At 45.0% G+C, this 25,791-nt stretch carries 34 protein-coding genes, 2 tRNA genes and 1 other annotated feature; of the genes, 35 read left to right on the plus strand and 1 reads right to left on the minus strand.

Annotated elements, in window-relative coordinates; all coding sequences use genetic code 11:
- Positions 1-7: 7 nt before the first annotated feature.
- The 5 genes from thyX (at position 8) to DESYODRAFT_RS01235 (ending at position 2,752) form a co-directional block, all read left to right on the plus strand.
- On the plus strand, positions 8-685 hold the full coding sequence (gene thyX, locus DESYODRAFT_RS01215; protein ID WP_007778364.1) for an FAD-dependent thymidylate synthase: 678 nt from the start codon (positions 8-10) through the stop codon (positions 683-685).
- Complete coding sequence (gene rlmB, locus DESYODRAFT_RS01220; RefSeq protein WP_007778367.1) at positions 682-1,434, plus strand: 23S rRNA (guanosine(2251)-2'-O)-methyltransferase RlmB; 753 nt, start codon at positions 682-684, stop codon at positions 1,432-1,434. The genes thyX and rlmB overlap by 4 nt, the downstream gene beginning before the upstream one ends.
- Before the next feature lie 296 nt (positions 1,435-1,730).
- Positions 1,731-2,381 (plus strand): RNA polymerase sporulation sigma factor SigH, encoded by a 651-nt coding sequence (gene sigH / locus DESYODRAFT_RS01225; RefSeq protein WP_042338081.1) that lies wholly within the window; start codon positions 1,731-1,733, stop codon positions 2,379-2,381.
- A 100-nt stretch (positions 2,382-2,481) separates the two neighbouring features.
- Positions 2,482-2,557, plus strand: a tRNA-Thr gene (locus DESYODRAFT_RS01230).
- A 120-nt stretch (positions 2,558-2,677) separates the two neighbouring features.
- Positions 2,678-2,752, plus strand: a tRNA-Met gene (locus DESYODRAFT_RS01235).
- A 7-nt stretch (positions 2,753-2,759) separates the two neighbouring features.
- Here the strand turns inward: DESYODRAFT_RS01235 and DESYODRAFT_RS27865 are convergent.
- On the minus strand, positions 2,760-3,005 hold the full coding sequence (locus DESYODRAFT_RS27865; protein WP_157137096.1) for a hypothetical protein: 246 nt from the start codon (positions 3,003-3,005) through the stop codon (positions 2,760-2,762).
- Between DESYODRAFT_RS27865 and rpmG the strand changes: the two genes are divergently transcribed.
- The 30 genes from rpmG (at position 2,992) to rpsH (ending at position 25,791) form a co-directional block, all read left to right on the plus strand.
- On the plus strand, positions 2,992-3,141 hold the full coding sequence (rpmG, locus tag DESYODRAFT_RS01240) for a 50S ribosomal protein L33 (protein ID WP_007778373.1): 150 nt from the start codon (positions 2,992-2,994) through the stop codon (positions 3,139-3,141). The genes DESYODRAFT_RS27865 and rpmG overlap by 14 nt on opposite strands.
- A gap of 88 nt (positions 3,142-3,229) precedes the next feature.
- The gene (secE, locus tag DESYODRAFT_RS01245) at positions 3,230-3,451 is read left to right on the plus strand and encodes a preprotein translocase subunit SecE (RefSeq protein WP_007778376.1); all 222 of its coding nucleotides are present in this window, start codon (positions 3,230-3,232) and stop codon (positions 3,449-3,451) included.
- 42 nt (positions 3,452-3,493) lie between these two features.
- On the plus strand, positions 3,494-4,021 hold the full coding sequence (gene nusG, locus DESYODRAFT_RS01250; protein ID WP_007778378.1) for a transcription termination/antitermination protein NusG: 528 nt from the start codon (positions 3,494-3,496) through the stop codon (positions 4,019-4,021).
- Positions 4,022-4,056: 35 nt separating this feature from the next.
- Positions 4,057-4,485: a 50S ribosomal protein L11 gene (gene rplK / locus DESYODRAFT_RS01255; protein WP_007778381.1), complete on the plus strand. Its 429-nt coding sequence runs from the start codon at positions 4,057-4,059 to the stop codon at positions 4,483-4,485.
- 55 nt (positions 4,486-4,540) lie between these two features.
- Entirely contained in the window at positions 4,541-5,233 is a 693-nt protein-coding gene (rplA, locus tag DESYODRAFT_RS01260) for a 50S ribosomal protein L1 (protein ID WP_007778383.1), read from the plus strand.
- Between the two features lie 45 nt (positions 5,234-5,278).
- Positions 5,279-5,412, plus strand: a sequence feature (ribosomal protein L10 leader region).
- Positions 5,413-5,435: 23 nt separating this feature from the next.
- Positions 5,436-5,963: a 50S ribosomal protein L10 gene (gene rplJ, locus DESYODRAFT_RS01265; RefSeq protein ID WP_007778386.1), complete on the plus strand. Its 528-nt coding sequence runs from the start codon at positions 5,436-5,438 to the stop codon at positions 5,961-5,963.
- A gap of 53 nt (positions 5,964-6,016) precedes the next feature.
- A complete protein-coding gene (gene rplL, locus DESYODRAFT_RS01270) occupies positions 6,017-6,394 on the plus strand; it encodes a 50S ribosomal protein L7/L12 (protein ID WP_007778388.1) in 378 nt (125 codons plus the stop codon).
- Positions 6,395-6,817: 423 nt separating this feature from the next.
- Positions 6,818-10,192: a DNA-directed RNA polymerase subunit beta gene (gene rpoB / locus DESYODRAFT_RS01275; protein WP_007778391.1), complete on the plus strand. Its 3,375-nt coding sequence runs from the start codon at positions 6,818-6,820 to the stop codon at positions 10,190-10,192.
- A gap of 26 nt (positions 10,193-10,218) precedes the next feature.
- Positions 10,219-13,668 carry a DNA-directed RNA polymerase subunit beta' gene (rpoC, locus tag DESYODRAFT_RS01280; protein WP_007778393.1) on the plus strand — a complete coding sequence of 1,150 codons (3,450 nt, stop codon included), beginning with the start codon at positions 10,219-10,221 and terminating at the stop codon, positions 13,666-13,668.
- 49 nt (positions 13,669-13,717) lie between these two features.
- Positions 13,718-13,969 (plus strand): L7Ae/L30e/S12e/Gadd45 family ribosomal protein, encoded by a 252-nt coding sequence (locus tag DESYODRAFT_RS01285; protein ID WP_042339222.1) that lies wholly within the window; start codon positions 13,718-13,720, stop codon positions 13,967-13,969.
- 106 nt (positions 13,970-14,075) lie between these two features.
- Entirely contained in the window at positions 14,076-14,495 is a 420-nt protein-coding gene (rpsL, locus tag DESYODRAFT_RS01290) for a 30S ribosomal protein S12 (RefSeq protein WP_007778396.1), read from the plus strand.
- Positions 14,496-14,541: 46 nt separating this feature from the next.
- Positions 14,542-15,012, plus strand: coding sequence for a 30S ribosomal protein S7 (gene rpsG / locus DESYODRAFT_RS01295; protein WP_007778399.1), 471 nt, complete (start codon positions 14,542-14,544; stop codon positions 15,010-15,012).
- Between the two features lie 39 nt (positions 15,013-15,051).
- Entirely contained in the window at positions 15,052-17,130 is a 2,079-nt protein-coding gene (fusA, locus tag DESYODRAFT_RS01300) for an elongation factor G (RefSeq protein WP_007778403.1), read from the plus strand.
- Positions 17,131-17,227: 97 nt separating this feature from the next.
- The gene (tuf, locus tag DESYODRAFT_RS01305) at positions 17,228-18,430 is read left to right on the plus strand and encodes an elongation factor Tu (RefSeq protein WP_007778406.1); all 1,203 of its coding nucleotides are present in this window, start codon (positions 17,228-17,230) and stop codon (positions 18,428-18,430) included.
- 232 nt (positions 18,431-18,662) lie between these two features.
- Complete coding sequence (gene rpsJ, locus DESYODRAFT_RS01310) at positions 18,663-18,968, plus strand: 30S ribosomal protein S10 (protein WP_007778414.1); 306 nt, start codon at positions 18,663-18,665, stop codon at positions 18,966-18,968.
- Positions 18,969-19,148: 180 nt separating this feature from the next.
- Positions 19,149-19,778 carry a 50S ribosomal protein L3 gene (gene rplC / locus DESYODRAFT_RS01315; RefSeq protein ID WP_007778417.1) on the plus strand — a complete coding sequence of 210 codons (630 nt, stop codon included), beginning with the start codon at positions 19,149-19,151 and terminating at the stop codon, positions 19,776-19,778.
- Positions 19,779-19,801: 23 nt separating this feature from the next.
- A complete protein-coding gene (rplD, locus tag DESYODRAFT_RS01320; RefSeq protein ID WP_007778420.1) occupies positions 19,802-20,425 on the plus strand; it encodes a 50S ribosomal protein L4 in 624 nt (207 codons plus the stop codon).
- Positions 20,425-20,712, plus strand: coding sequence for a 50S ribosomal protein L23 (locus DESYODRAFT_RS01325; RefSeq protein WP_007778422.1), 288 nt, complete (start codon positions 20,425-20,427; stop codon positions 20,710-20,712). Before rplD ends, DESYODRAFT_RS01325 begins: the two co-directional genes overlap by 1 nt.
- 33 nt (positions 20,713-20,745) lie before the next feature.
- On the plus strand, positions 20,746-21,573 hold the full coding sequence (rplB, locus tag DESYODRAFT_RS01330; RefSeq protein ID WP_007778424.1) for a 50S ribosomal protein L2: 828 nt from the start codon (positions 20,746-20,748) through the stop codon (positions 21,571-21,573).
- Positions 21,574-21,591: 18 nt separating this feature from the next.
- Entirely contained in the window at positions 21,592-21,873 is a 282-nt protein-coding gene (gene rpsS / locus DESYODRAFT_RS01335; protein ID WP_007778426.1) for a 30S ribosomal protein S19, read from the plus strand.
- A 21-nt stretch (positions 21,874-21,894) separates the two neighbouring features.
- On the plus strand, positions 21,895-22,236 hold the full coding sequence (gene rplV, locus DESYODRAFT_RS01340; RefSeq protein WP_007778428.1) for a 50S ribosomal protein L22: 342 nt from the start codon (positions 21,895-21,897) through the stop codon (positions 22,234-22,236).
- Positions 22,237-22,239: 3 nt separating this feature from the next.
- Positions 22,240-22,902, plus strand: a complete 663-nt coding sequence (rpsC, locus tag DESYODRAFT_RS01345; RefSeq protein ID WP_007778430.1) for a 30S ribosomal protein S3 — start codon at positions 22,240-22,242, stop codon at positions 22,900-22,902.
- On the plus strand, positions 22,903-23,340 hold the full coding sequence (gene rplP / locus DESYODRAFT_RS01350; protein WP_007778432.1) for a 50S ribosomal protein L16: 438 nt from the start codon (positions 22,903-22,905) through the stop codon (positions 23,338-23,340).
- On the plus strand, positions 23,330-23,533 hold the full coding sequence (gene rpmC / locus DESYODRAFT_RS01355; protein ID WP_007778436.1) for a 50S ribosomal protein L29: 204 nt from the start codon (positions 23,330-23,332) through the stop codon (positions 23,531-23,533). Before rplP ends, rpmC begins: the two co-directional genes overlap by 11 nt.
- Positions 23,534-23,556: 23 nt before the next feature.
- Positions 23,557-23,817, plus strand: coding sequence for a 30S ribosomal protein S17 (rpsQ, locus tag DESYODRAFT_RS01360; RefSeq protein WP_007778437.1), 261 nt, complete (start codon positions 23,557-23,559; stop codon positions 23,815-23,817).
- Positions 23,818-23,851: 34 nt separating this feature from the next.
- A complete protein-coding gene (gene rplN, locus DESYODRAFT_RS01365) occupies positions 23,852-24,217 on the plus strand; it encodes a 50S ribosomal protein L14 (protein WP_007778439.1) in 366 nt (121 codons plus the stop codon).
- Positions 24,218-24,244: 27 nt separating this feature from the next.
- Positions 24,245-24,598, plus strand: a complete 354-nt coding sequence (gene rplX / locus DESYODRAFT_RS01370; protein ID WP_007778441.1) for a 50S ribosomal protein L24 — start codon at positions 24,245-24,247, stop codon at positions 24,596-24,598.
- Positions 24,599-24,618: 20 nt separating this feature from the next.
- On the plus strand, positions 24,619-25,158 hold the full coding sequence (rplE, locus tag DESYODRAFT_RS01375) for a 50S ribosomal protein L5 (protein ID WP_007778443.1): 540 nt from the start codon (positions 24,619-24,621) through the stop codon (positions 25,156-25,158).
- A gap of 20 nt (positions 25,159-25,178) precedes the next feature.
- Positions 25,179-25,364, plus strand: a complete 186-nt coding sequence (locus tag DESYODRAFT_RS26860) for a type Z 30S ribosomal protein S14 (RefSeq protein ID WP_007778444.1) — start codon at positions 25,179-25,181, stop codon at positions 25,362-25,364.
- Positions 25,365-25,392: 28 nt separating this feature from the next.
- The gene (gene rpsH / locus DESYODRAFT_RS01380; protein WP_007778447.1) at positions 25,393-25,791 is read left to right on the plus strand and encodes a 30S ribosomal protein S8; all 399 of its coding nucleotides are present in this window, start codon (positions 25,393-25,395) and stop codon (positions 25,789-25,791) included.

Below are 25,791 nucleotides of genomic sequence, written 5' to 3' on the forward strand. Positions count from 1 at the left end.
TTTTGTAATGAGAGTGGAACTTATTCAGCACACGCCGGATCCGGAAAAGGTAGTGGCTGCAGCTGCGCGTCTATGCTATTCACCGGACTCAGTGCCGGATTTGTGCGAGCGATTAGATGATAAGAAGGTTGCAAGCTTCGTTCAAAAACTTCGGGAGATGGGCCATCTTTCCCCCTTTGAACATGTGAGTTTTCAGTTTTCGATCGATGGTGTTTCAAGGGCTTTGTCCCATCAACTTGTCCGTCACCGAATTGCAAGCTATTCTCAGCGTTCTCAGCGCTATGTCAAAGAGGAAGGGTTCGAGTTTGTCATCCCGCCAAGTATTATGCGGAACCAGGAGACATTAGAGAGGTTTGAAACGATTATGGCTCGCTTGCAGGATGCCTATAAGGAACTTTTAGATTGTGTGCCGGCAGAGGATGCTCGTTATGTCTTGCCAAATGCCTGTACAACCTCTTTGATGGCGACGTTTAATGCTCGGTCATTATTAAATTTCTTTGAACATCGTACCTGCTTTAGAGCACAGTGGGAGATTAGATATTTAGCTGAGAAAATGTTGGAATTAGTACGGGACGTAGCTCCTAATCTATTCATTGGCGCGGGTCCAACCTGTATAACTCAGGGAGTCTGCCGTCAAGGTGGCTATAGTTGCGGAAGATTGAAAACCCTCGGAGGAAAGAAGTGAACTACTTGAACGATGAAATGGTCTATGGAAAAAATCCGGTTTTGGAGCTTCTGAAAAGCGGAAAGCCGGTTAATAAAGTTCTTCTTATCTCGGAAGGACAAGGGGTTCGAAATCAAGAGATCATTTTGCTATTGCATGCACGAAACATACCCTACCAATTTGTGGATCGTCAAACTCTTGACCGCTTAACTAATCGCGAGCGACACCAGGGAATGCTTGCTTATGTTGCAGCGAGGGAATATGCTAGTATAGAGGATATTCTTGCCTTAGCTGAGGAGCGGCAGGAGGCCCTCTTTATTTTGATGCTGGATGAGATTGAAGACCCCCATAACTTAGGTGCCTTATTGAGGACTGTAGACGCTGTTGGAGCCCATGGGGTCATTATCCCTAAAAGGCGAAGTGTAGCGCTGACAGGGACAGTAGTCAAAACGTCAGCGGGGGCTGCTGAGCATGTGCTGGTTGCGCGAGTAAGTAATTTGGTTCAAACTTTAAAGGAGCTGAAGAATAAAGGGTGTTGGGTATCTGGGGCGGAAGCAGGAGGAAAAAATGCTTTTGAAGCAGATCTCACTGGCTCACGGGTCATCGTAATTGGCAGTGAAGGAAAAGGAATCAGTCGTTTACTCAGAGAGAATTGTGACGAGATTGTAAGTTTGCCAATGAAGGGGAAGGTAACGTCCTTAAACGCAAGTGTAGCAGGATCGGTCATGCTTTATGAAGTTCTCAGACAGAGAACGATGCATGACATGTGATGAGCGATTGATAGGCAGTAGATCATGCGATAATACGAAAGTGCACTGTCTTGATAACGTTAGCATTCAAACAACTCATCTTGGACTTGTCTAAAAACTCTGTTTTTGGACAGCTCTAGGACTCGAACTTCGCATATAGAGCATAGAACATCGCAATTGCCTCGCGTAAGCGACAGAACAACCAAAACTTCGCCTTGACGCTTTTCTTTAGGGTCGAGTATAATGAGGATGTTCTCGTGGACGAGGGCTAGCCGAGATTGCGTCTTCTTCGTGACGACATTGTAGGGGGGATCAACTTGACTCTTCAAGCCCAACCAGAACTACCAGAGTGCGAAATCATCGACGTTATCGTGGATGAAGAGGTGGTTGAGCTTGCCAAGGAAGGCGACGCTGCAGCACTGGAGTATTTAATCAACAAATATAAAAACTTTGTTAGAGCTAAAGCACGTTCATACTTTCTTATTGGCGCTGATCGTGAAGATATTATCCAGGAGGGCATGATTGGACTCTATAAGGCAATTCGAGATTTTCGTGGAGACAAACTCTCTTCCTTTAGAGCATTTGCTGAATTGTGTATTACACGTCAGATTATCACAGCGATTAAAACTGCCACTAGACAGAAACACATTCCGCTAAACTCATATGTTTCTTTGAATAAGCCTATTTATGATGAAGACTCTGATAGAACACTTCTTGATGTAATATCAGGAACCCGAATAACGGATCCAGAGGAACTAATCATTTGCCGGGAAGAATTTGACGATATCGAAGAAAAAATGGGTGAAATTCTTAGTTCCTTAGAATGGAAAGTGCTAATGTCCTATCTAGAAGGGAAGTCTTACCAGGAAATTGCCATAGACTTGAGAAGACATGTGAAATCTATCGATAACGCGTTGCAACGAGTTAAAAGAAAACTTGAACGATATCTCGAACGACGGGATGGATAATTTTACATAGAATTCTTTTATGAAAAGGCTTGCATTTTAAAAAAAGAAGTGGTAAACTACGTAAGTGCCTCAGGGAAATGAGTATAGCACACGAGAATAAGCCGACGTAGCTCAATTGGCAGAGCAGCTGATTTGTAATCAGCAGGTTGCGGGTTCGAGTCCCATCGTCGGCTCCATTTTACTAACGATCGCAGAATTAGTTCTAAAACTAAATGTTTGGGCGTTGCATGGTATACCTCGAATTAGCAGGTGGATAAGTGCTTGGCCGATCATTAGGACAACTGAACAAATGACATCGCGGGGTGGAGCAGTGGTAGCTCGTCGGGCTCATAACCCGAAGGTCGTCGGTTCAAATCCGGCCCCCGCAACCAAGTAAGATTAGACAGCTCTGCTGTCTTTTTTATTAAACTGATGAATAATATTGATTTCGGATGGGATCTCTTCTTGCCCTGCGTGAGCTGCAGCGCGTAGTGCAACTTGGCTGTCGCTTTCAGCGTCAGCCAAGTTTTCTATCAAGAGGTTTTTCTTGACAGTGAAATTATCTTGTGATAAAGTATTTTGAGTAATGGAAAAATACGGCGTCCTACCGTTGGCCGGGAGGTGTTCATGAATGCGTGTTGGCATTATTTTAGCGTGTACGGAGTGTAAGCACCGTAACTACGCAACGATGAAGAATAAAAAAAATAACCCAGATCGCTTGGAAACTCAAAAGTTTTGCAAGTTCTGCAAGAGCCACACTCTGCATAAGGAAACAAAGTAATTTTTTTTTTTTTTGTAAAGGTTTAGACGTACGCCAGGGGGCGTTGTCACAGAGTCGATAAAGTGGATGTCTGTAAGGATGTGAAGTGATGGGCGAGTTGAAAAAACCGGCCAATACTCAGCGGCAGAAAGAAAAGGCGATGGAGTATTTTCGCGGGGTTTTGGGCGAACTCAAAAAAGTCCATTGGCCAACCCGGAGACAGTTGCTGGCCTACACAGGAGTTGTGTTCGTTGCAGTGGCGATTGTATCCATTCTGATGTGGATCGTTGATAGCGGTTTAAGCATGGCCTTGACCAAGCTACTGCCCTAACATATGACTTTCAATGGCAGTGTCTGAGGAGGTCCCTGAGAAATGGCAAAAGATTGGTTTGTAATTCATACCTATTCTGGCTATGAGAACAAAGTAAAGATGAACCTCGAAAAACGTGTCGAATCCATGAATATGGAAGAGAAGATTTTTCGGGTGCTTGTTCCCATGGAAGACGAAATTGAGTTCAAAAACGGAAAACAAAAAATTACCAAGCGCAAGGTCTATCCAGGTTATGTGCTCGTTGAAATGGAAATGACGGATAATTCATGGTATGTTGTGCGCAATACACCTGGAGTAACTGGGTTTGTTGGCACTGGTACTAAGCCCATTCCGTTACTCGACGACGAAGTTGTCACGATCCTGAAACAAATGGGATTGGACGAAATACAAACTCGAATTGATTTTGAGATAAATCAAAGCGTACAAGTAATTGCCGGTCCTTTCAAGGATTTCGTTGGAGTTGTCCGGGAAATACTAGCCGATAAAGGCAAGTTACGGGTCGAGGTATCCATGTTTGGAAGAGAGACTCCCGTTGAACTTGAGTTCGCACAGGTTCAAAAACTAGATTGATAAAAGGTTTATCTTAATAAGGAGGTGTAATGACAATGGCAAAGAAAGTAATTGGCTTGGTAAAATTAGCGATCAATGCAGGGAAGGCAACACCGGCACCTCCGGTTGGTCCGGCTCTGGGTCAGCACGGGGTTAATATTATGGGTTTTTGCAAAGAGTACAATGAGCGTACAAAGGATCAAGCAGGGCTGATCATTCCGGTTGAGATCACTGTTTATGAAGATCGTTCATTTACCTTTATCACCAAAACTCCACCGGCAGCAGTGCTGCTCAAGAAAGCTGCCAATATTAATTCGGGATCATCTGAACCGAATCGTAAGAAGGTTGCGGCTGTTCCTAAATCAAAGATTCGCGAAATCGCAGATACCAAGATGAAGGACCTAAATGCAGCGAGCATCGAAGCAGCAATGCGTATGATCGAAGGAACTGCGCGGAGTATGGGAATCGACGTCGTCGAGGGTTAAGAAACAAAATTTTGTGGGAGGGCTAAGCCCGTATTACCACAAGGAGGTTAAAGGAATGGCTAAAGTAGGTAAGAAGTATCAAGAGGCTGTAAAATCATTTGATCGTATTGCACTCTATGAACCGACAGAAGCTTTGACTATTGTAAAAAACAATGCTAAAGCTAAGTTTGATGAAACTGTGGAAGTTGCTTTTAAATTAGGCATTGACACCCGTCATGCGGACCAACAAATCCGTGGTGCTATTGTGCTCCCGAATGGGACGGGCAAAACCCGGTCTGTATTGGTTTTTGCTAAAGGGGAGAAAGCTAAAGAAGCAGAGTTAGCGGGAGCAGACTTTGTTGGAGCAGAAGACATGATCGCCAAGATCGAGCAAGGCTGGTTTGGTTTTGAAGTGGTTGTTGCTACACCAGACATGATGGGTATGGTTGGTAAACTGGGTAGGGTTCTTGGGCCTAAAGGACTTATGCCTAACCCGAAAACTGGGACAGTTACTCTTGATGTAACTCGTGCGATCAAAGAGATCAAGGCTGGTAAGATTGAATACCGTGCGGATAAGGCTGGCATTATACATGCGCCAATTGGCAAAGCCTCATTCAGTGTTGAACAACTATTCGAAAACTATCGTGTACTAGGTGAGACTTTGCTTAAAGCGAAGCCTGCTGCTGCTAAGGGTCAATATATGCGGAGTGTTACAGTGTCCTCAACGATGGGACCTGGAGTGCGCATTAACCCTGCAAAAGCAATCTAAATAAAGATATGCTTGACAGTGTTCTACAAATGGGATAAACTTATCAGGAATTAAATACGTCCGCTGTAGAAAGCAGGTGCCACAAGGCTTAATGTCCTGCCGAGGTTGGAAGATTACGCCGATTGATATCTATTTGGCATTCTTAACCTCTGCATGCGCGGAGGTTTTTTGCTGAGTTTATCTAAGGGAAGGAGGTAACAGAATGCCTAATATTGAAGAAAAAAGTAAAATAGTCTCTGAGATTAAGGAAAAATTTGAAAAGTCTTCTGGCGTAGTTTTAGCTGACTACCGCGGTTTGACAGTTGCCCAAGTAACGCAATTGCGTGCTGAATTACGTAAAGCTGGAGTCGAGTACCGGGTTTTGAAAAACACTCTCGTACGTCGTGCAGCTGATGAGTTAGGGGTAAAAGGGCTTGATTCTTATCTTGAAGGACCGACCGCACTTGCCTTTAGTGCAGATCCTGTCGCTCCGGCCAAGATATTAATAAACTTTGCCAAAGTAAATAAAATAAAGACATTTAAAATTAAAGCCGGAGTACTTGAGGGAAAGGTCATTGAAGCAGAGGGAGTTAAAGCTCTTGCGGATCTACCTTCACGTGAAGTCTTACTCGCTATGGTTCTGCGAGGTATGCAAGCACCTCTTGCTGGTATGGCTAATGTTCTTCAAGGACCGATCCGTAAAATGGGATATGCTTTGGAAGAAGTTCGTAAACTTAAGGCTGCTCAATAGTACGATTACCGAGATAATAAAAATGTTTTATAATATTAAGGGGGAAATTTAAAATGTCCAAAATTAATGAAATTCTCGAAGCCGTTAAAGGCTTAACCGTCCTCGAATTATCAGAACTCGTAAAAGCTTTTGAAGAAGAATTTGGTGTAAGTGCTGCAGCTCCAGTAGCAGTTGCAGGCGCAGCAGCATCAGCTCCGGCAGCTGAAGCAGCTGAAGAAAAAACAGAGTTTGATGTTATTCTTATGAACTGTGGAGCTTCTAAAATCGGGGTTATCAAAGTTGTTCGTGAAGCTACCGGACTAGGTCTTAAGGAAGCGAAAGATCTCGTTGACAATGCACCAAAACCGATTAAAGAGAAAGTCTCAAAAGACGAAGCTGAGGCTATTAAAGCTAAATTAACTGAAGCTGGCGCTACTGTCGAAGTTAAGTAAGAACTTCTTAGGCGGAAGGTACTCTCTTCTAGAGGGTACCTTCTTTATGTTTGAGAATTTGGGAAATGGTTACAGGCGAGTATAATAACCTACTCAGCTTAGAGCCGGCTTAGAATGGTTCGGCGATAATATCATAGATCAACTACAAATACGAAAAAAAACTTGACAGTGGACCTACATTTTGTTATACTCTATAAATGTTACCATAAGTAAATGGAATTTATTACTTAATTTATTTATACTATGGTAATAACTTAAAAGCATTAGATAATAAGGAGATATTATCTTTGAAATTGTCGGATGATAGCGGAACATCATAAACAGTTAAGCGAGGTTCTTTTTAAAGGCCTTGCTTTTGGCTGTATATGTCAATATATTCTTATGCCTCAATGAGAGTAAACCACACTGAGGGGTGAAACGTAAATGTTCTATCCTGTTAAGGTTGGGACACGGGAACGCTGGAGCTACTCCAGAATCCGTGAAGTTCTCGACATGCCAAATTTAATTGAAATTCAGCAGAACTCCTATCGTTGGTTTCTTGATGAAGGGTTGCGCGATATGTTTCGCGATATTTCGCCCATTCAAGATTTCACAGGCAATCTCGTTCTGGAATTTGTAGACTACAGCCTGGGAGATGCTAAATATCAGGTGGAGGAGTGCAAGGAACGCGATGTTACATATGCCGCGCCTCTCCGGGTAAAAGTCCGCCTGATTAACAAGGAAACTGGGGAAGTGAAAGAACAGGAAGTCTTTATGGGGGATTTCCCGTTAATGACGGACAAAGGGACCTTTATTATTAATGGTGCCGAACGTGTTATCGTCAGTCAACTTGTTCGTTCGCCAGGAGTCTACTACGCTGAACAGATTGATCCGAGTGGGAAAAAGCTCTATGGGGCTACAGTTATTCCAAATCGTGGAGCCTGGTTAGAATTCGAAACGGATGTTAATGATAATATTTTTGTAAGGGTTGACCGAACGCGGAAGCTGCCCGGCACTGTGCTTATTCGTGCTTTAGGATATGCAAGCAACGGTCAAATTTTGGAGCTATTTAACGATAATGAATATATCCGAGCCACCTTGGAGAGAGATAACTCTGAGTCGACAGAAGAGGCATTGGTTGAAATCTATAAGAGGTTAAGACCAGGTGAACCGCCAACCGTTGATAGTGCGCGTTCATTATTAGAGGCGTTGTTCTTTGACGCCAAACGCTATGATTTGGCCAAGGTTGGCCGGTATAAGCTTAATAAGAAACTCGGGTTAGATATCCCGATGGATGTACGGCATTTAACCCGCGGGGATATTGTGGCCAGCGTTCAGCGCATGTTGGATTTGATGAATGGAGAAGGACATAAAGATGATATTGACCATCTAGGAAATCGCAGACTGCGCTCAGTCGGTGAACTTCTGCAAAATCAATTCCGAATTGGACTATCCAGAATGGAACGTGTCGTTCGTGAAAGAATGACGATTCAAGATGTAGAAGTCATTACTCCGCAGGTATTAATTAATATTCGACCGGTCGTAGCGGCAATTAAGGAATTCTTTGGCAGCAGCCAGTTGTCTCAGTTTATGGATCAAACAAATCCGTTGGCTGAGTTAACCCATAAGAGACGCTTAAGTGCTTTAGGCCCCGGGGGGTTGAGCAGGGAACGTGCCGGATTTGAAGTGCGTGACGTTCATCATTCCCACTATGGAAGAATGTGTCCGGTAGAGACGCCGGAAGGCCCGAACATTGGCTTGATTGGATCATTAAGTACCTTTGGACGTATTAATCCTTACGGCTTTATTGAAGCTCCTTACCGTAAAGCAGATAAGGAGAACGGCAGGGTTACTGATGAGATCCACTATCTAACGGCTGACGAAGAAGAAAAATATGTCGTGGCACAGGCAAATGCACCCCTCGATGAGAATGGTAAGTTTTTAGGAGAGAAGATTGATGGCCGGCACGGTCCGGACTTTGTTCATGTCTCACCAAATCAGGTTGATTACATGGATGTTTCTCCTAAGCAAATGGTATCTATTGCTACGGCGCTTATTCCCTTCTTGGAGCATGATGATGCAAACAGAGCGTTGATGGGTTCAAACATGCAACGTCAGGCTGTACCTCTTTTGCGTACAGATTCACCTTATGTTGGAACGGGAATGGAATACAAGACTGCTAAAGACTCGGGTGTTTGTGCAATCACCAAACGAGCTGGAGTTGTACAGCGGTCGACAGCCGATGAGATTATTATCCTGGGAGATGACGGGACTACAGAAAAGCATAAACTGCTTAAATATTCTCGTTCCAACCAAGGAACTTGCATTAACCAACGTCCTATTGTTAAAAAGGGTGAAATCGTAGAAGCGGATCAAATCATTGCTGATGGCCCATCAACGGATCATGGAGAACTGGCCTTAGGCCGAAACGTGTTAGTGGCCTTCATGACCTGGGAAGGGTATAACTACGAGGATGCGATCCTGATAAGCGAAAAACTTGTTAGGGAAGATTATTATACATCGATTCATATCGAAGAATACGAATCCGATGCTCGGGATACGAAGCTTGGGCCGGAAGAGATTACCCGCGATATTCCGAACGTTGGAGAAGATGTTCTGAAGGATCTTGATGAACGTGGAATTATTCGTATTGGGGCTGAGGTTCGCCCTGGGGATATCTTAGTCGGAAAAGTAACTCCTAAGGGAGAGACGGAACTTACAGCAGAAGAACGCTTGCTTCGCGCTATTTTTGGAGAAAAGGCCCGTGAGGTTCGAGATACGTCCTTGCGTGTGCCTCACGGAGAAGCAGGGAAAATTGTTGATGTTAAGGTATTTACCCGTGAAAACGGGGATGAATTATCTCCAGGGGTTAATCAACTTGTTCGAGTTTACATCGCTCAAAAGCGGAAGATTTCAGTTGGTGACAAAGTAGCCGGCCGTCATGGAAATAAAGGGGTTATTTCGCGCATCATGCGTCAAGAAGATATGCCCTTTATGCCGGATGGTACGCCGATTGAAGTAGTGCTTAACCCATTAGGTGTTCCTTCCCGTATGAATATCGGGCAGGTTCTTGAAACTCACTTAGGCAGGGCGGCTAAAGCTTTGGGAATTCGGATCGCGACCCCTGTCTTTGATGGAGCTACTGAGGATGATATTTTTGAGACATTAGAGAAAGCGGGGCTTTCGAGTGATGGAAAGACTATCTTATATGATGGACGTACCGGAGATCCTTTTGATAGTAAAATCACGGTAGGCTATATGTATGTTCTTAAACTTCACCATTTAGTTGACGATAAGATTCATGCCCGCTCGACAGGTCCATACTCCCTCGTAACCCAGCAGCCTTTAGGTGGTAAAGCTCAGTTTGGTGGGCAACGCTTTGGAGAAATGGAAGTGTGGGCGCTGGAAGCTTATGGAGCATCGTATACTCTACAAGAAATTTTAACGGTTAAGTCAGATGATGTCGTCGGTCGTGTGAAGACCTACGAAGCGATCGTTAAAGGAGAGAATATTCCTGAACCTGGAATCCCAGAATCCTTTAAAGTTTTAATTAAAGAGATGCAGAGTTTAGGACTTGACGTTAGAGTCTTAGCATCAGATGATAGGGAAATTGAGATTCATGATACCGATGAGGATATAACGGAAACCGCAAAGGAACTTGGCATTGATTTACATGAAGAACTTCCGCTTCCAACGACTCGGGCAGCGAGTGAGAACGATGATGAGGAAGACAACATGAGCGACGAGGAAGATCCTCTCGATGAATTGAATGTTGAAGTCCTAGAGGAAGAAGATATAGATCTTGGCGATCTCAAATAGTCCCCGGACGAAAGGAGCGATAAGGATTGCTAGACGTCAATAACTTCGACCGTATGCGTATCGGTTTAGCTTCCCCGGATATGATTCGTGAGTGGTCTTTTGGGGAAGTAAAGAAGCCTGAAACTATTAACTATCGGACCTTAAAGCCGGAACGTGAAGGTTTGTTTTGTGAAAAGATTTTTGGTCCTACTCGAGACTGGGAGTGTCACTGCGGAAAGTACAAACGGGTCCGTTATAAAGGGATTGTCTGTGATCGATGCGGTGTCGAAGTAACCCGTTCTAAAGTTCGCCGTGAGCGGATGGGACACATTGTATTGGCCGCTCCGGTATCCCATATCTGGTACTTTAAAGGAATTCCGAGCCGTATGGGATTGCTCTTAGATATGTCTCCTCGTGCTTTGGAAAAGGTTCTATACTTCGTTTCTTACATTGTGACAGATGCTGGCGATACATCGTTAATGAAGAAACAGCTTCTTACAGAAACGGAGTATAGAGAATACCGCGATAAGTACGGCGATCGCTTCAAAGCCAGCATGGGAGCAGAAGCGGTTAAAGAGCTGCTCGCTGAGATGGATTTAGACAAATTAAATGAGGAACTGCGCTTAGAATTAAAAGAGGTATCTGGACAGCGTAAAATTCGAGCGATTCGTCGCCTTGAAGTTGTTGAGGCCTTTAAATCTTCGGGAAATAACCCTGATTGGATGATCATGGATGTTGTGCCTGTGATTCCACCCGAATTGAGACCGATGGTCCAATTGGATGGGGGACGATTTGCAACGTCTGATCTTAATGATCTTTATCGAAGAGTCATTAATAGAAACAATCGTTTAAAGCGTCTCCTGGATCTCGGGGCACCAGATATTATCGTGAGAAACGAGAAACGGATGCTCCAGGAAGCGGTCGACGCCTTGATTGACAATGGCCGTCGTGGGCGTCCGGTGACGGGGCCGGGAAATCGACCGCTTAAATCTCTTAGTGATATGTTAAAAGGAAAGCAAGGCCGTTTCCGTCAAAATCTATTAGGAAAACGGGTTGACTATTCCGGACGTTCGGTTATCGTTGTTGGTCCAAACCTTAAACTTCATCAGTGTGGCCTTCCTAAAGAAATGGCTTTGGAGCTTTTCAAGCCATTTGTAATGAAGAAACTTGTCAATGAGGGTCATGCCCATAATATTAAAAGTGCTAAACGCATGGTTGAACGAGTACGCCCCGAGGTTTGGGATGTCCTCGAAGAAGTTATCACAGATCACCCGGTCCTCCTTAACCGTGCTCCAACCCTTCACCGTCTGGGAATTCAGGCTTTTGAGCCAATCCTTGTCGAAGGTCGGGCTTTACAGATCCATCCCTTGGTATGTACAGCGTATAATGCTGACTTCGATGGCGACCAAATGGCGGTACACGTTCCTCTATCGGCAGAGGCCCAGGCTGAAGCAAGATTGCTTATGCTATCAGCGCATAATATTCTCAACCCCAAAGACGGACGCCCAGTAGCTACTCCTACTCAGGATATGGTATTAGGATCCTATTACTTGACGATGGAGCGCCCGGGTGCCTTTGGAGAAGGAAAGATATTTAAGGACTATGACGAAGCTGTTTTGGCTTATGAATCTAAAGAAGTTCACTTGCAGGCCAGCATTAAAGTCCGTCGCAATGGGGAACTCTTGCAAACGACCGTGGGACGTTTGATTTTCAATTCTGTTATTCCTTCGAAAATTGGTTATTTCAATGAAGTCGTCGGCAAAAAGGGACTGGCGGAGATTGTTGCTAAAACCTATCGTAAGGCAGGTTATGAAGCAACTGCCAGCTTGTTGGATGGACTCAAGAGCCAAGGATTTAAGTTTTCAACTCGAGCAGGAATGACGGTTGGTTTGACCGATATCACTGTTCCTAAAGAGAAAACAGAGATTCTCTCCAATGCAGATGCCTCAGTTGCAAAAACTGAGTTACAGTATCGGCGTGGTTTGATTACGAATGAAGAACGTTATAACCTGGTTATTGATACATGGGCCAAAGCAACTAAAACTGTAACACAAGCTTTAATGGATTCGCTTGATGTATTTAATCCGGTGTACATGATGGCAACGTCAGGTGCTCGGGGTAATATTCAACAGCTGAGACAATTAGCTGGGATGAGGGGACTCATGGCAGACCCATCCGGGCGGACCATCGAGTTGCCTATTAAGGCTAATTTCCGGGAAGGACTCACTGTTTTAGAGTACTTCATTTCATCTCATGGTGCGCGTAAAGGCTTAGCGGATACTGCTCTGAGAACGGCTGACTCTGGTTATCTAACCCGTCGATTAGTCGATGTCTCTCAAGATGTGATTGTACGCGAAGAAGACTGTGGAACCCAAAATGGTATCATGGTTGAAGACATTAAAGACGGACCGGAGATTATTGAACCTTTGGTAGAACGTCTTGTCGGACGATTCGTGTTAGAGGAAATACACCATCCTGAGACGGGAGAAGTTCTTGCTTCACCTGATACTGAAATGACGGAAGAACAGGCTGCAGAAATTGCGAAACACTTTGATTCCGCCATTATCCGTTCAGTTCTTACCTGCAGATCTCGTTTCGGTGTCTGCAAACGATGCTATGGTCGAAACCTTGCAACAGGTCGGCCGGTAGAAATGGGAGAGGCAGTAGGAATTATTGCGGCTCAATCCATCGGAGAGCCTGGAACTCAGCTAACCATGCGTACGTTCCATACTGGGGGTGTCGCAGGTGATGACATTACCCAAGGTCTTCCGAGGGTAGAGGAGTTATTCGAAGCACGTAAACCAAAAGGGCAGGCAATCATCTCTGAAGCAGTAGGAAAAGTGTCAATCAGTGAAGTTAAAGGACGACGTGAAGTTGATCTTTTAACCGAAGCTGATGAACACATAGTTTATTCAATTCCCTATGGTTCCCGTCTCTGTGTTAAAGAAGGACAAATGGTTGAAGCAGGGGATGAATTAACTGAAGGAAGCATTAACCCTCATGATATGCTGAAAGTAAAAGGTCAGCGCGGGGTTCAGGTCTATCTATTAGGTGAAGTTCAACGGGTTTACCGACTGCAGGGGGTAGACATTAATGATAAGCACATCGAAGTGATGGTTCGGCAAATGTTACGCAAGGTAAAAATTGACGATGCCGGGGATACAAGCCTGCTGCCTGGCGGTCTCATAGACATTTTTGATTTCCAAGACGAGAACGCAAAAGCTATTGCTCAAGGTGGAGAACCTGCTGTAGCTCACCCGGTACTTTTGGGAATTACAAAGGCTTCATTGGCTACAGACTCTTTCTTATCAGCCGCTTCTTTCCAAGAAACCACTCGTGTTCTTACGGAAGCAGCTATTAAAGGAAAGGTAGATCCTTTGCTTGGCTTAAAAGAGAATGTCATTATCGGAAAATTAATTCCAGCTGGAACGGGAATGTTAAGGTATCAAAATGTAAAATCTTTGGAGACAAATGAGACCGAATTATTGACACGATAGAACTCAAATGCTAAACTACTATAGTGTGATTAAGGGGGAAAGCATTTTGGTGCTTGATGAAACCTTCAAACACGCCAAACAAAAAACAGTTGGGTTGAAGCAGACCCAACGAGCCCTTGAAAAAGGGCGCGTTCGGCGCGTTTTTATAGCCAAAGATGCTGAAATACATGTTCGCCGCCCCGTTCTTGAATGGTGTGACAGCCATAATGTGGAGTGCATTGAAGTTCCGACCATGAAGGAACTGGGGAAAGCGTGCGGGATTGAAGTTGGCACAGCAGTAGCGGCCCTCTTAAACGAATAAACCGTTGACAGGCTGGATACTCATATGGCAGGTTTTGGAATTGCTTGTTAGATGCTGCAGCAAGCAATTCCTTGTATATTGATTTCATTAGAAAGGAGGCAGAGACATGCCGACAATTAATCAACTGATCCGTAAGGGACGTGCGACACTAGAACAAAAATCTACAGCTCCGGCTTTGCAGTGGGGATACAACTCACTTAAACGTAAGCAATATCCCTCAGGAGGTTCTCCGCAAAAACGAGGAGTTTGTACTAGGGTATATACAACAACACCGAAGAAGCCTAACTCGGCACTTCGAAAAGTTGCTCGTGTGCGTTTGACTAATGGACTTGAGGTAACCACCTATATCCCCGGAATCGGACACAACTTGCAAGAACACTCTGTGGTTCTCATCCGTGGAGGTCGTGTTAAAGACATCCCGGGTGTGCGTTATCACGTTATTCGTGGCGCATTAGATACTACCGCAGTACAAAAACGCGCGCAAGGGCGTTCAAAATATGGTGCAAAACGTCCCAAGAAAGCCTAAGACAGGCCTTCGGATTTTTAAAATATGACACAAAGGAGGTTGCCAAATGCCACGTAAAGGATATGTTGCGAAACGCGATGTTCTGCCAGATCCGATTTACAAGAATCAAACTCTGACTAAGTTCATCAATCAAATTATGTTGGATGGTAAAAAGGGAACGGCAGAAGCTATTTGCTACGGCGCATTTAATATGATTCAGGAAAAGTCTGGTAAAGACCCTCTTGAAGTTTTCAGTACTGCGCTAAAGAATGTTATGCCGGTATTGGAAGTAAAGGCTCGCCGTGTTGGTGGAGCGAATTATCAAGTTCCTATTGAAGTACGTGCAGAACGCCGTACAACCCTAGCTCTGCGCTGGCTTGTTGCCATGGCGCGTAAGCGCGGCGAAAAGACCATGGAAGAGAGAATTGCCGGAGAATTACTTGATGCCTCTAACAATACTGGAGGTTCTGTCAAGAAAAAAGACGATATGCATAAAATGGCTGAAGCGAATAAAGCTTTTGCGCATTACAAATGGTAATTTGAGACACACTGATTTTGACAGAAAGGGGGATTCTCAATGGCAAGACAATTTTCACTAGAGAATACACGTAATATTGGAATCATGGCTCATATTGACGCAGGTAAAACAACAACTACAGAGCGTATCCTTTTTTATACCGGACGTGTGCACAAAATTGGTGAAGTTCATGATGGCGCTGCGACAATGGACTGGATGGTTCAGGAGCAAGAGCGTGGTATAACCATTACGTCTGCTGCTACCACCTGTCAGTGGAGAAACAATCGTATCAATATCATTGACACACCAGGGCACGTGGACTTTACTGTAGAAGTGGAACGTTCTCTGCGTGTACTTGACGGTGCTGTAGCTGTATTTTGTTCGGTCGGTGGCGTTGAGCCCCAATCAGAGACTGTTTGGCGTCAAGCGGATAAATACAAAGTCCCGAGGATCGCATTTATTAACAAAATGGACCGACTGGGCGCCGATTTCTTCCGTGGAGTTTCTATGATCTCTGATCGGTTGGGTGCGAACCCAGTTCCGCTCCAAATACCGATTGGGGTTGAGGATAGCTTTAAGGGAATTGTTGATTTGGTGACTATGTCAGCTGTGGTTTATACAGATGATTTAGGCACTACAGCAGAACACAATGCGATCCCTGAAGACTTAGTCGAACTAGCTAACGAGTATCGTGAGAAACTGATTGAAGCAGTGGCTGAAACCAGCGAAGAACTCATGATGAAGTATCTGGAAGGGGAAGAACCCACAGAACAAGAAATCCGCGACGGTATACGCCGTGGGGTTATCGGGAACAAATTTATTCCGGTTATTTGTGGTTCTTCATTCAAGAACAAAGGAGTACAGCCGTTACTTGACGCTGTTGTTGATTATATGCCGTCGCCCTTGGATGTACCGCCGATTAATGGAGTACATCCGGATAGCGGAGCAGAAGATCACCGGACAGCATCAGATGGAGAGCCGTTCTCCGCATTAGCCTTTAAAATTATGGCAGACCCCTTCGTAGGAAAACTCGCTTTTTTCCGGGTCTATTCTGGAGTATTAAGTGCAGGTTCGTATGTCTTCAACTCAACTAAAGGCAAACGGGAGCGCATTGGACGTATACTTCAGATGCACGCTAACCATCGTGAGGAAATCACAGAGGTGCGTTCGGGTGATATCGCTGCTGCAGTCGGACTGAAGGATACCTCCACAGGAGATACACTGTGTGACGAGAAGTCTCCAATCATCCTGGAAAAGATGGTGTTCCCAGAACCTGTTATCTCGGTATCGATTGAACCTAAGACGAAAGCAGACCAAGAAAAAATGGGTGGAGCTCTCGGTCGTTTGGCTGAAGAAGATCCGACCTTTAGAATGCACACGGACACTGAAACTGGTCAGACAATCATCGAAGGAATGGGTGAACTTCACCTCGAGATTATCGTTGACCGCTTGCAGCGCGAATTCAAAGTGCAATGTGATGTAGGACGTCCGCAGGTTGCTTATAAAGAAACCATTCGGCGCTCGGTTAAAGCAGAAGGAAAGTTCGTACGTCAATCTGGTGGCCGTGGTCAATACGGTCATTGCTGGGTTGAGTTGGAACCTCTTGAAGCCGGCAGCGGTTTTGAGTTCGTCAACAAAGTGGTCGGAGGTGTTATTCCGAAAGAATACATTAATCCGATTGGTGCCGGCATTGAAGAGGCCATGCAAAATGGTATTCTGGCTGGATATCCGGTTCTCGATATGCGTGCAACGGTCTATGATGGCTCATACCATGATGTAGACTCTTCAGAAATGGCCTTTAAGATTGCCGGATCGATGGCCTTTAAAGCAGGAGCGCTAAAAGCTGATCCTGCGATCATCGAGCCGATTGAGAAAATTGAAGTAACTGTTCCTGAGGAATATATGGGTGACGTCATTGGAGATATTAGCTCACGCCGCGGACGAATTGAAGGAATGGAAGCACGAGGCAATACTCAGGTTGTGCGCGGATATGTTCCGCTGTCCGAAATGTTCGGCTATGCAACTGACCTGCGTTCAGCAACTCAAGGACGTGGAGTCTATGTGATGCAGTTCGACCACTATGAAGAGGTTCCCAAAGCCATTGCGGATGGCATTATTGCCAAGCGCCAAGGGTCATAGGAGAGGTTCGAGGCGCGAGGCACGAATTTTGGAAATCCTTGCTTCGTAACCTCCCTGAATTATATCAGTTTTAAAGTATATTAAAGGAGTGAAAAAAATGGGAAAAGCTAAATACGAACGTACAAAACCTCATGTTAACGTAGGAACCATTGGTCACGTTGACCATGGTAAAACCACTACCACAGCAGCAATCACTAGTGTCCTTTCTAAAGTTGGTGGCGCTGTTGCTACAGCGTTTGACCAAATCGACAAGGCTCCTGAAGAGCGTGAGCGTGGAATTACCATTTCCACAGCACACGTGGAGTATGAGACCGAAAATCGTCACTATGCTCACGTGGACTGCCCGGGACACGCTGACTATGTTAAAAACATGATCACTGGTGCAGCTCAAATGGACGGTGCGATTCTCTGTGTTTCAGCAGCTGACGGCCCCATGCCGCAAACCCGTGAACACATTCTTTTGGCTCGTCAAGTAGGTGTTCCAAGTATCGTTGTCTGGCTTAACAAAGTAGATATGGTTGATGACGCTGAGTTAATCGAACTTGTTGAGATGGAACTTCGTGAGCTTTTGACTGCTCAAGAGTATGATGGTGACAATACTCCTATCATTCCTGGTTCCGGATTAAAGGCACTTCAATGTGGGTGCGGCAGCCGTGACTGTGAGTGGTGCGGTAAGATTTGGAACCTCATGGATGCTGTAGATGCTTATATTCCTACCCCAGCGCGTGATACTGACAAGCCTTTCTTAATGCCCGTCGAGGACGTTTTCACAATTACCGGTCGTGGTACTGTTGCTACAGGTCGTGTTGAGCGTGGAGTCGTTAAAGTTGGAGATGAAGTTGAAATCGTTGGTTTGTCCGATACTGCTCGCAAAACCGTCGTAACCGGCGTCGAAATGTTCCGCAAACTTCTTGACCAAGCTCAAGCAGGGGACAACATTGGCGCACTTTTACGTGGTGTTGAGCGTAAAGACATTGAACGCGGACAAGTTTTAGCTAAGGCTGGCTCGATTAAACCGTTTACCAAGTTTACTGGGGAAGTATATGTTCTAACTAAAGAAGAAGGTGGCCGCCATACTCCTTTCTTCCATAACTATCGCCCACAATTCTACTTCCGTACAACGGACGTAACTGGTGTTATCACTCTTCCGGAAGGCACTGAAATGGTTATGCCTGGAGACCGTGTAACGATTGAAGTTGAACTTATTACTCCAATCGCTATGGAAGAAGGACTCCGTTTTGCTATTCGTGAGGGTGGCCGTACCGTTGGTTCAGGTATCGTTGCAAAAATCGCAAAATAATTTAGGCTTATTGACTTAATTATGACGAGAGGAAGATCTTCCTCTCGTCATTAATGGGTGGCTGGCAGCAACCAGATTATGGACTTAATTAGTTTATAGGCACATGGTTTCTAGGGTCATGCTATCTAATTTCCGGAATGGCGTAAAAGGTTGCTGGGCAAGTGACTCCGCTTGGCCAGGGAATTTTTGCGACCGAAACCCGTAGAACGGGAATATAAGGAGGCAATATTAAATGAGCCAAAAGATTAGAATTCGGCTTAAAGCATTTGATCACAAGACACTTGACCAATCAGCAGAACGTATCGTTGAAACAGCTAAAAGAACGGGCGCTCAGGTCAGTGGACCAATCCCCCTGCCTACTGAGAAAAGCATTTACACCATTTTGCGTTCTCCCCATGTCAATAAAGATTCACGGGAACAATTTGAGATGCGAACTCATAAACGACTGATTGACATTCTCGAACCAACCCCTAAAACAGTGGATGCACTTATGCGGTTAGATTTACCAGCGGGTGTGGATATCGAAATTAAGTTGTAATTAGCTATAATTGGGGTAGCAAAACGTTTTGTTTTGTGATATACTATCGTTATGTTTGTTGGGCGAAACACCCGGGAGCGTGGAGTTGCTTCCGAGCGGACCCCAACATTGTAAATAAAATAACGCTCTCGTGCTCTAGAGAAATCTAGTGCACTTCAAAGCGTTCAGGAGGTGGCATTCGTGTCAAAAGGAATTTTAGGTAAAAAAATTGGTATGACTCAGGTTTTTACAGCTGAAGGACGTGTGGTTCCGGTTACTGTCGTCGAAGCGGGTCCTTGCCCGGTAGTACAGAAGAAAACGATTGCAACAGATGGCTACAACGCTATCCAAGTGGGCTTTTCTATCCTTCGAGATGGCTTGAGTAATAAGCCGCGAAAGGGGCATTTCCAAAAGGCTTCCCTTAAGCCAATGCGATATGTTCGTGAGTTTCGGGTTGACGATGTCGATAGCTATGAAATTGGACAAGAAGTTAAGGCGGATTTGTTCGCAGCTGGAGACAAGGTTGATGTTGTAGGTACTTCTAAAGGGAAAGGGTTTGCGGGTATGATTAAACTTCATAACGCAAGTCGTGGACCGATGGCACATGGTTCCAAGTATCATCGTCGTTCGGGTTCCCTTGGCGCGAAAGGCCCGGCTCGAGTTTTCAAAGGGCGTGTCCTGCCGGGACGTATGGGCGGTGACCGAATTACTGTACAAAACCTGGAAGTGATCCGGGTTGATGCGGATAAAAACTTGATCTTGATTAAAGGTGCTGTCCCTGGAGCGAAAAAGTCGTTGCTCATTCTGAAGCCTTCTGTCAAGGCGAAGTAACACTGAGAAAGGAGGAATAAGCAATGCCGAAGGTTCAAGTATTAAATATGCAAGGCGCAGCTGTCGGAGAAATTGAACTCAGTGAAAATGTGTTTGGAATTACTCCGAATGTCCACGTTCTTCACTCAGCAGTTGTCTCGCAATTAGCGGGAGAAAGACGAGGAACTCAGTCTGCTTTGTTGCGCGGTGAAGTGCGCGGAGGTGGACGCAAACCCTGGCGTCAAAAAGGAACAGGTCGTGCACGTTCTGGTAGCACGCGCTCTCCATTGTGGAGGGGCGGCGGTATAATCTTTGCACCTAAGCCACGTAAATATGGTTTTAAATTACCCAAGAAAGTCCGTCGATTGGCGTTGTACTCGGCACTCTCTTCGAAAGTTATGGAGCAACAACTGATTGTCCTTGATGCTTTAAGTATTAGTGAGGCAAAAACTCGGGAGATCGTAAAAGTTCTCAAAGCTCTTAATATTGACAAGAAGGCCATGATTGTGATGGATAATGCAGATGAGGCAGTGCTTCGTTCCGCGCGTAATATCGAGGGTGTAAAGGCAATAGATGTTGCTGGAATGAATGTTTACGACTTATTGCATCACGATATTCTTGTGATGACCAAAGATGCCGTAACAAAAACAGAGGAGGTGTTAGCGTAATGCGCGACGCACGTGATGTCCTCAAAAGTCCGGTGATCTCAGAGAAATCCGTAGGACTTGTTGAAGAAAATAAATACACCTTCTGGGTAGATCCTGCTGCGAACAAAATTGAAATTAAAGCTGCGGTAGAAAAGATGTTTAAAGTATCAGTGGTTGAAATCCGTACATTATCCGTTAGAGGAAAAATGAAACGGGTTGGAAAATACCTTGGTAAGACACCGAACCGCAAAAAAGCGATCGCTACGCTTAAAGCTGGAGATAAGATTGAAAACTTCGCAGGCCTGTAAGCAGCTTGAAGCAAAGGAGGATAAAGAAGACCTATGGCAATAAAGACGTTTAAACCAACCTCTCCAAGTCGTCGGAATATGACAGTTTCGGCATTTGAAGAGATTACGAGAACTGAACCTGAACGCTCTTTAGTTAAATCATTAACTAAAAAAGCAGGCCGTAATAACGACGGTCGGTTGAGTGTGCGCCATAAAGGTGGCGGTCATAAACGAAAGTATCGCGTCATTGACTTCAAGCGTAATAAGGATGGAATTCCTGCTCGTGTAGCGAGTATTGAGTACGATCCTAACCGCTCTGCAAATATCGCGTTACTATACTACCAAGATGGTCTGAAAACCTATATCTTAGCCCCAAATGGATTAAAGGTTGATCAAATGGTGGTTTCCGGTCCGGATGCTGATATCAAAGTCGGTAACGCATTGCCGCTCCAGAATATTCCGGTCGGTACTTTGTTACACAATATTGAGATGAAACCTGGCAAGGGAGCTCAGATGGTTCGCTCAGCCGGTGGATCAGCTCAATTGATGGCTAAAGAGGGTTCCTATGCAACTCTAAGACTTCCCTCGGGCGAAATGCGCATGATCCGTATTGAGTGCCGTGCAACCATCGGTGAAGTGGGAAATCTTGATCATGAGAATATTAACATCGGTAAGGCTGGAAGATCGCGCTGGATGGGTGTTCGTCCTACTGTTCGTGGTTCGGTAATGAACCCTTGTGACCATCCACACGGTGGTGGTGAAGGTCGTAACTCAATCGGTCGTAACCCAGTTACTCCTTGGGGAAAACCTGCACTGGGAGCAAAAACCCGCAAGAAGAAAAATCCGTCGAATCGCTTTATTGTGAAGCGGCGCAGTAAGTAGTCGAAAGGAGGCCCATGAATGAGCAGATCTCTGAAAAAAGGACCTTTCGTCGAATCTCGTTTACTCAAACGTGTAGAAGCGATGAACGAAACTGGTGACAAACGTGTCATTAAGACTTGGTCCAGACGCTCAACAATTTTCCCGCAAATGGTCGGACTAACCATTGCAGTTCACGATGGACGAAAACATGTTCCGATTTATGTTACAGAAGACATGGTTGGGCATAAACTTGGAGAGTTTTCGCCTACTCGCACCTATAAGGGCCATGCTGGCAGCGAAAAATCCAGCGGCTTACGATAATTCGAGAGGAGGTTAAGGCACATGCAAGCAAAAGCAGTGGCAAAATATGTACGTATCTCTCCTCGTAAGGTGCGCCAAGTTGTCAACTTGATCCGAGGTAAAAAGGTCAGTGATGCTTTCGCAATCCTTCAGTTTACACCTAATGGTTCCACTGATGATGTGACCAAGGTGCTGAAGTCTGCGGTCGCAAATGCAGGGCATAATTATGATATGAATGCTGACGAGCTGTATATTACTGAAATATGTGTGGATCAAGGACCGACTTTAAAACGCATCAAGCCTCGGGCTATGGGACGTGCTGACCAAATCCGGAAACGGACAAGTCACATTACTGTAGTTGTAGGCGAGAAGAAGGAGGGCTAAACTGTGGGTCAAAAGGTTAATCCCAAAGGCCTCCGCGTCGGAATCATCCGGGACTGGGAAAGCCGTTGGTATGCAGACAAGAACTACATGGAACTTCTTCACGAGGATTTGAAGATTCGTGAGTTCGTTAAAAATAAACTAAAACAAGCTGGATGTCCGAAAGTTGAAATCGAGCGGGCGGCTAGTCGTGTTAAAGTATCTGTTTATGCTGCGAAACCCGGCATTGTTATCGGACGTGGTGGGGCAGAAGTTGAAAACTTACGCAAACAACTTGAAGCCATAACCGGCAAGCAAGTAGCTGTAAATATCGTAGAAATTAAAAAACCTGAACTCGACGCTCAATTAGTCTCAGAAAATATTGCACTACAACTCGAAAAGCGTGTCTCCTTCCGTCGGGCCATGAAGCAAACCGTGGGCAGGACAATGAGACAAGGCGCTCTAGGTATCAAAATACAATGCAGCGGTCGTTTGGCTGGAGCCGAAATTGCCCGAACCGAATGGTATCATGAAGGAAAAGTACCCCTTCACACCTTGCGTGCAGATATTGAGTACGGATTTGCCGAAGCCAATACCACGTACGGAAAAATTGGTATTAAGGTTTGGATCTATAAAGGTGAGGTTCTTCCCGCCAAAAAGGCCGTCGCTCAGGTGGAAGGAGGAAACTAGATGTTAGTCCCAGCCAGAGTGAAACATCGTAAACAACATCGTGGCCGCTTAACAGGTAAGGCTACACGTGGAAATAAAATTACGTTTGGTGAATTTGGTCTTATGGCATTAGAAGCAGGCTGGATTACAAATCGTCAAATTGAGGCAGCTCGTATTGCTATGACCCGTTATATTAAACGTGGTGGTCAAGTTTGGATTAAGATTTTCCCGGATAAGCCTATTACGGCTAAACCTGCTGAAACACGTATGGGTAGTGGTAAAGGTTCTCCGGAATATTGGGTAGCAGTGGTAAAACCAGGCCGTGTAATGTTTGAATTAAACGGCGTAACGGAGGAACAAGCTCGTGAGGCTTTACGTCTTGCCATGCATAAGCTTCCTGTAAAGTGCAAGTTCGTTTCCCGTGCAGATCAAGAAGGAGGTGACGCAAATGAAAACTAAAGATTTCCGAGACCTGACAGATGAAGAAGTGCTAAAGGAAATCGACGAGTTCAAAACAGAACTGTTTAATTTGCGTTTCCAGTTGGCAACGGGACAACTAGATAACCCGATGCGAATTCGTGAAGTCCGTAAAGGAATTGCGCGCGGTAAAACAATTCTTCGTGAACGTGAGCTAAAGATTGAACGTGCCTAAGATGAGAAAGGAGGCATTTTAACGTGGAAAGAGCCCAACGAAAAATTCGGTCCGGCAAAGTTATCAGCGACAAGATGAATAAAACGGTCGTTGTAGCAGTTGAGATCACGGAGAGTCACCCGATCTATAAAAAGTCGATTACTCGCACGAAAAATTATAAGGCTCATGACGAGAACAATGATGCCCGCATCGGGGATACGGTTACAATCATGGAAACTCGTCACTTGAGTAAGGATAAGTGCTGGCGCTTAGTTGAGATAACTGAGAGATCAATTGCTCTCTAATCTTTGATATTTAGTTCGGAAGGGGGTCAATGGAATGATCCAAGTACAAACTAGGCTTAGAGTTGGTGACAATTCAGGCGCTAAAGAGTTGATGTGTATTCGCGTCATGGGCGGTTCAATGCGTCGATATGCAACAATTGGAGATATTATTATTGCTTCTGTTAAACAAGCAACGCCAGGGGGCGTTGTTAAAAAGGGAGACGTCGTGAAGGCTGTAGTTGTGCGGACCAAGAAAGAAATTCGCCGGTCTGACGGATCCTATATACGGTTTAGCGAAAACGCAGCAGTCCTGATTAAAGACGACAAAAGTCCACGCGGTACTCGTATCTTCGGACCAGTTGCTCGCGAGCTGCGTGATAACTACATGAAAATTATTTCCTTAGCACCGGAAGTTATCTAAGACCCATGATGGGTGGAGGTGAAGAAAGTGGCTGCTACTAAGCATAAGGTACAACCTAATAAGATACACGTAAAAAAAGGCGACTACGTCATGGTCATCAGCGGCAAAGATGCTGGTAAAAAGGGCAAAGTCATCGATGTGATTCGTAAGAAGGGCCGTGTTGTGGTTGAGAAGGCCAACATGATAAAGCGTCATACGAAACCTTCTCAAAGCATGCCTCAAGGCGGCATTGTTCAAAAAGAGGCCCCAATGGCCAGCTCGAATGTAATGTTATATTGCCAAGAGTGTAAATCCGTGACTCGTGTCAGTTTTAAGGTAACGGAAGATGGTAAGTTCCGCGTTTGTAAAAAGTGCGGTGTAAATCTACCGGATAAACACTAATCGCGAAAGGAGGGACCTTAGTGGCTCGTCTGCATGATAGATATCTAAACGAAATCGCTCCTGCCTTACAGCAGAAGTTTGCTTATAAAAACGTAATGCAAATTCCAAAGGTTGATAAAATTGTTATCAACATGGGCATCGGCGAAGCGGTACAAAATTCTAAAGCGATTGATTCCGCTGTCGGAGATCTTATGAAAATCTCCGGTCAAAAGCCGATTGTCACGCGAGCTAAAAAATCCATTGCGGCTTTCAAGCTTCGCGCAGGAATGCCTATTGGATGCAAAGTAACTTTACGTGGTCAACGTATGTATGAATTTATGGATCGTCTCTTAAACGTGGCGCTGCCTCGTGTTCGTGACTTCCGCGGTATTTCAGCAAAGGCGTTTGACGGACGTGGAAATTACACGTTGGGAATCAAGGAGCAACTGATCTTCCCTGAAATTGAGTACGATAAGATCGACAAGCTCCGCGGAATGGATGTAGTCTTTGTAACAACGGCAAAATCCGACGAAGAAGCACGAGAGTTGCTTCGTGGCTTCGGAATGCCGTACCGTGATTAGAGAAAAGGAGGTCCAAGAACGTGGCTAAGACATCAATGATTGTCCGACAAAATCGCGGACAAAAATTCGCAGTGCGTTCGCATAACCGATGCAAGCTTTGTGGACGTCCCCATGCTTACATGCGGAAATTTGGAATATGCCGGATTTGCTTCCGGGAGTTGGCTCACAAAGGGGAACTTCCTGGAATCACGAAGGCCAGTTGGTAAAACATTGTAAGGAAGGGGGACGACTGAAGTGTCAATGTCAGATCCGATAGCAGATTTTTTAACTCGTATCCGCAACGCCGGAATGGTTTACCATGATAAAGTTGAGGTTCCGGCATCTCGTATCAAAAGAGAGCTTGCGGAACTTCTTAAAGCAGAAGGTTACATTAAGGATGTAGAATATATTGCCGACGATAAACAAGGCGTAATTCGGATGTATTTGAAATACGGTCCAAACCGTGAGCGTGTTATTACCGGGCTAAAGCGGATAAGCCGTCCGGGACTACGTGTTTACGCGAAGAAGGATGAAATTCCGAAGGTTCTTGGTGGATTAGGAATCGCAGTGATTTCAACATCTAAGGGGATAATGACGGATCGAAAAGCCCGAAAAGAGGGTCTTGGTGGAGAAGTAATCTCCTACATTTGGTAA

Source organism: Desulfosporosinus youngiae DSM 17734, assembly GCF_000244895.1.
In the GTDB taxonomy this organism is placed as follows: Bacteria; Bacillota; Desulfitobacteriia; order Desulfitobacteriales; family Desulfitobacteriaceae; genus Desulfosporosinus; species Desulfosporosinus youngiae.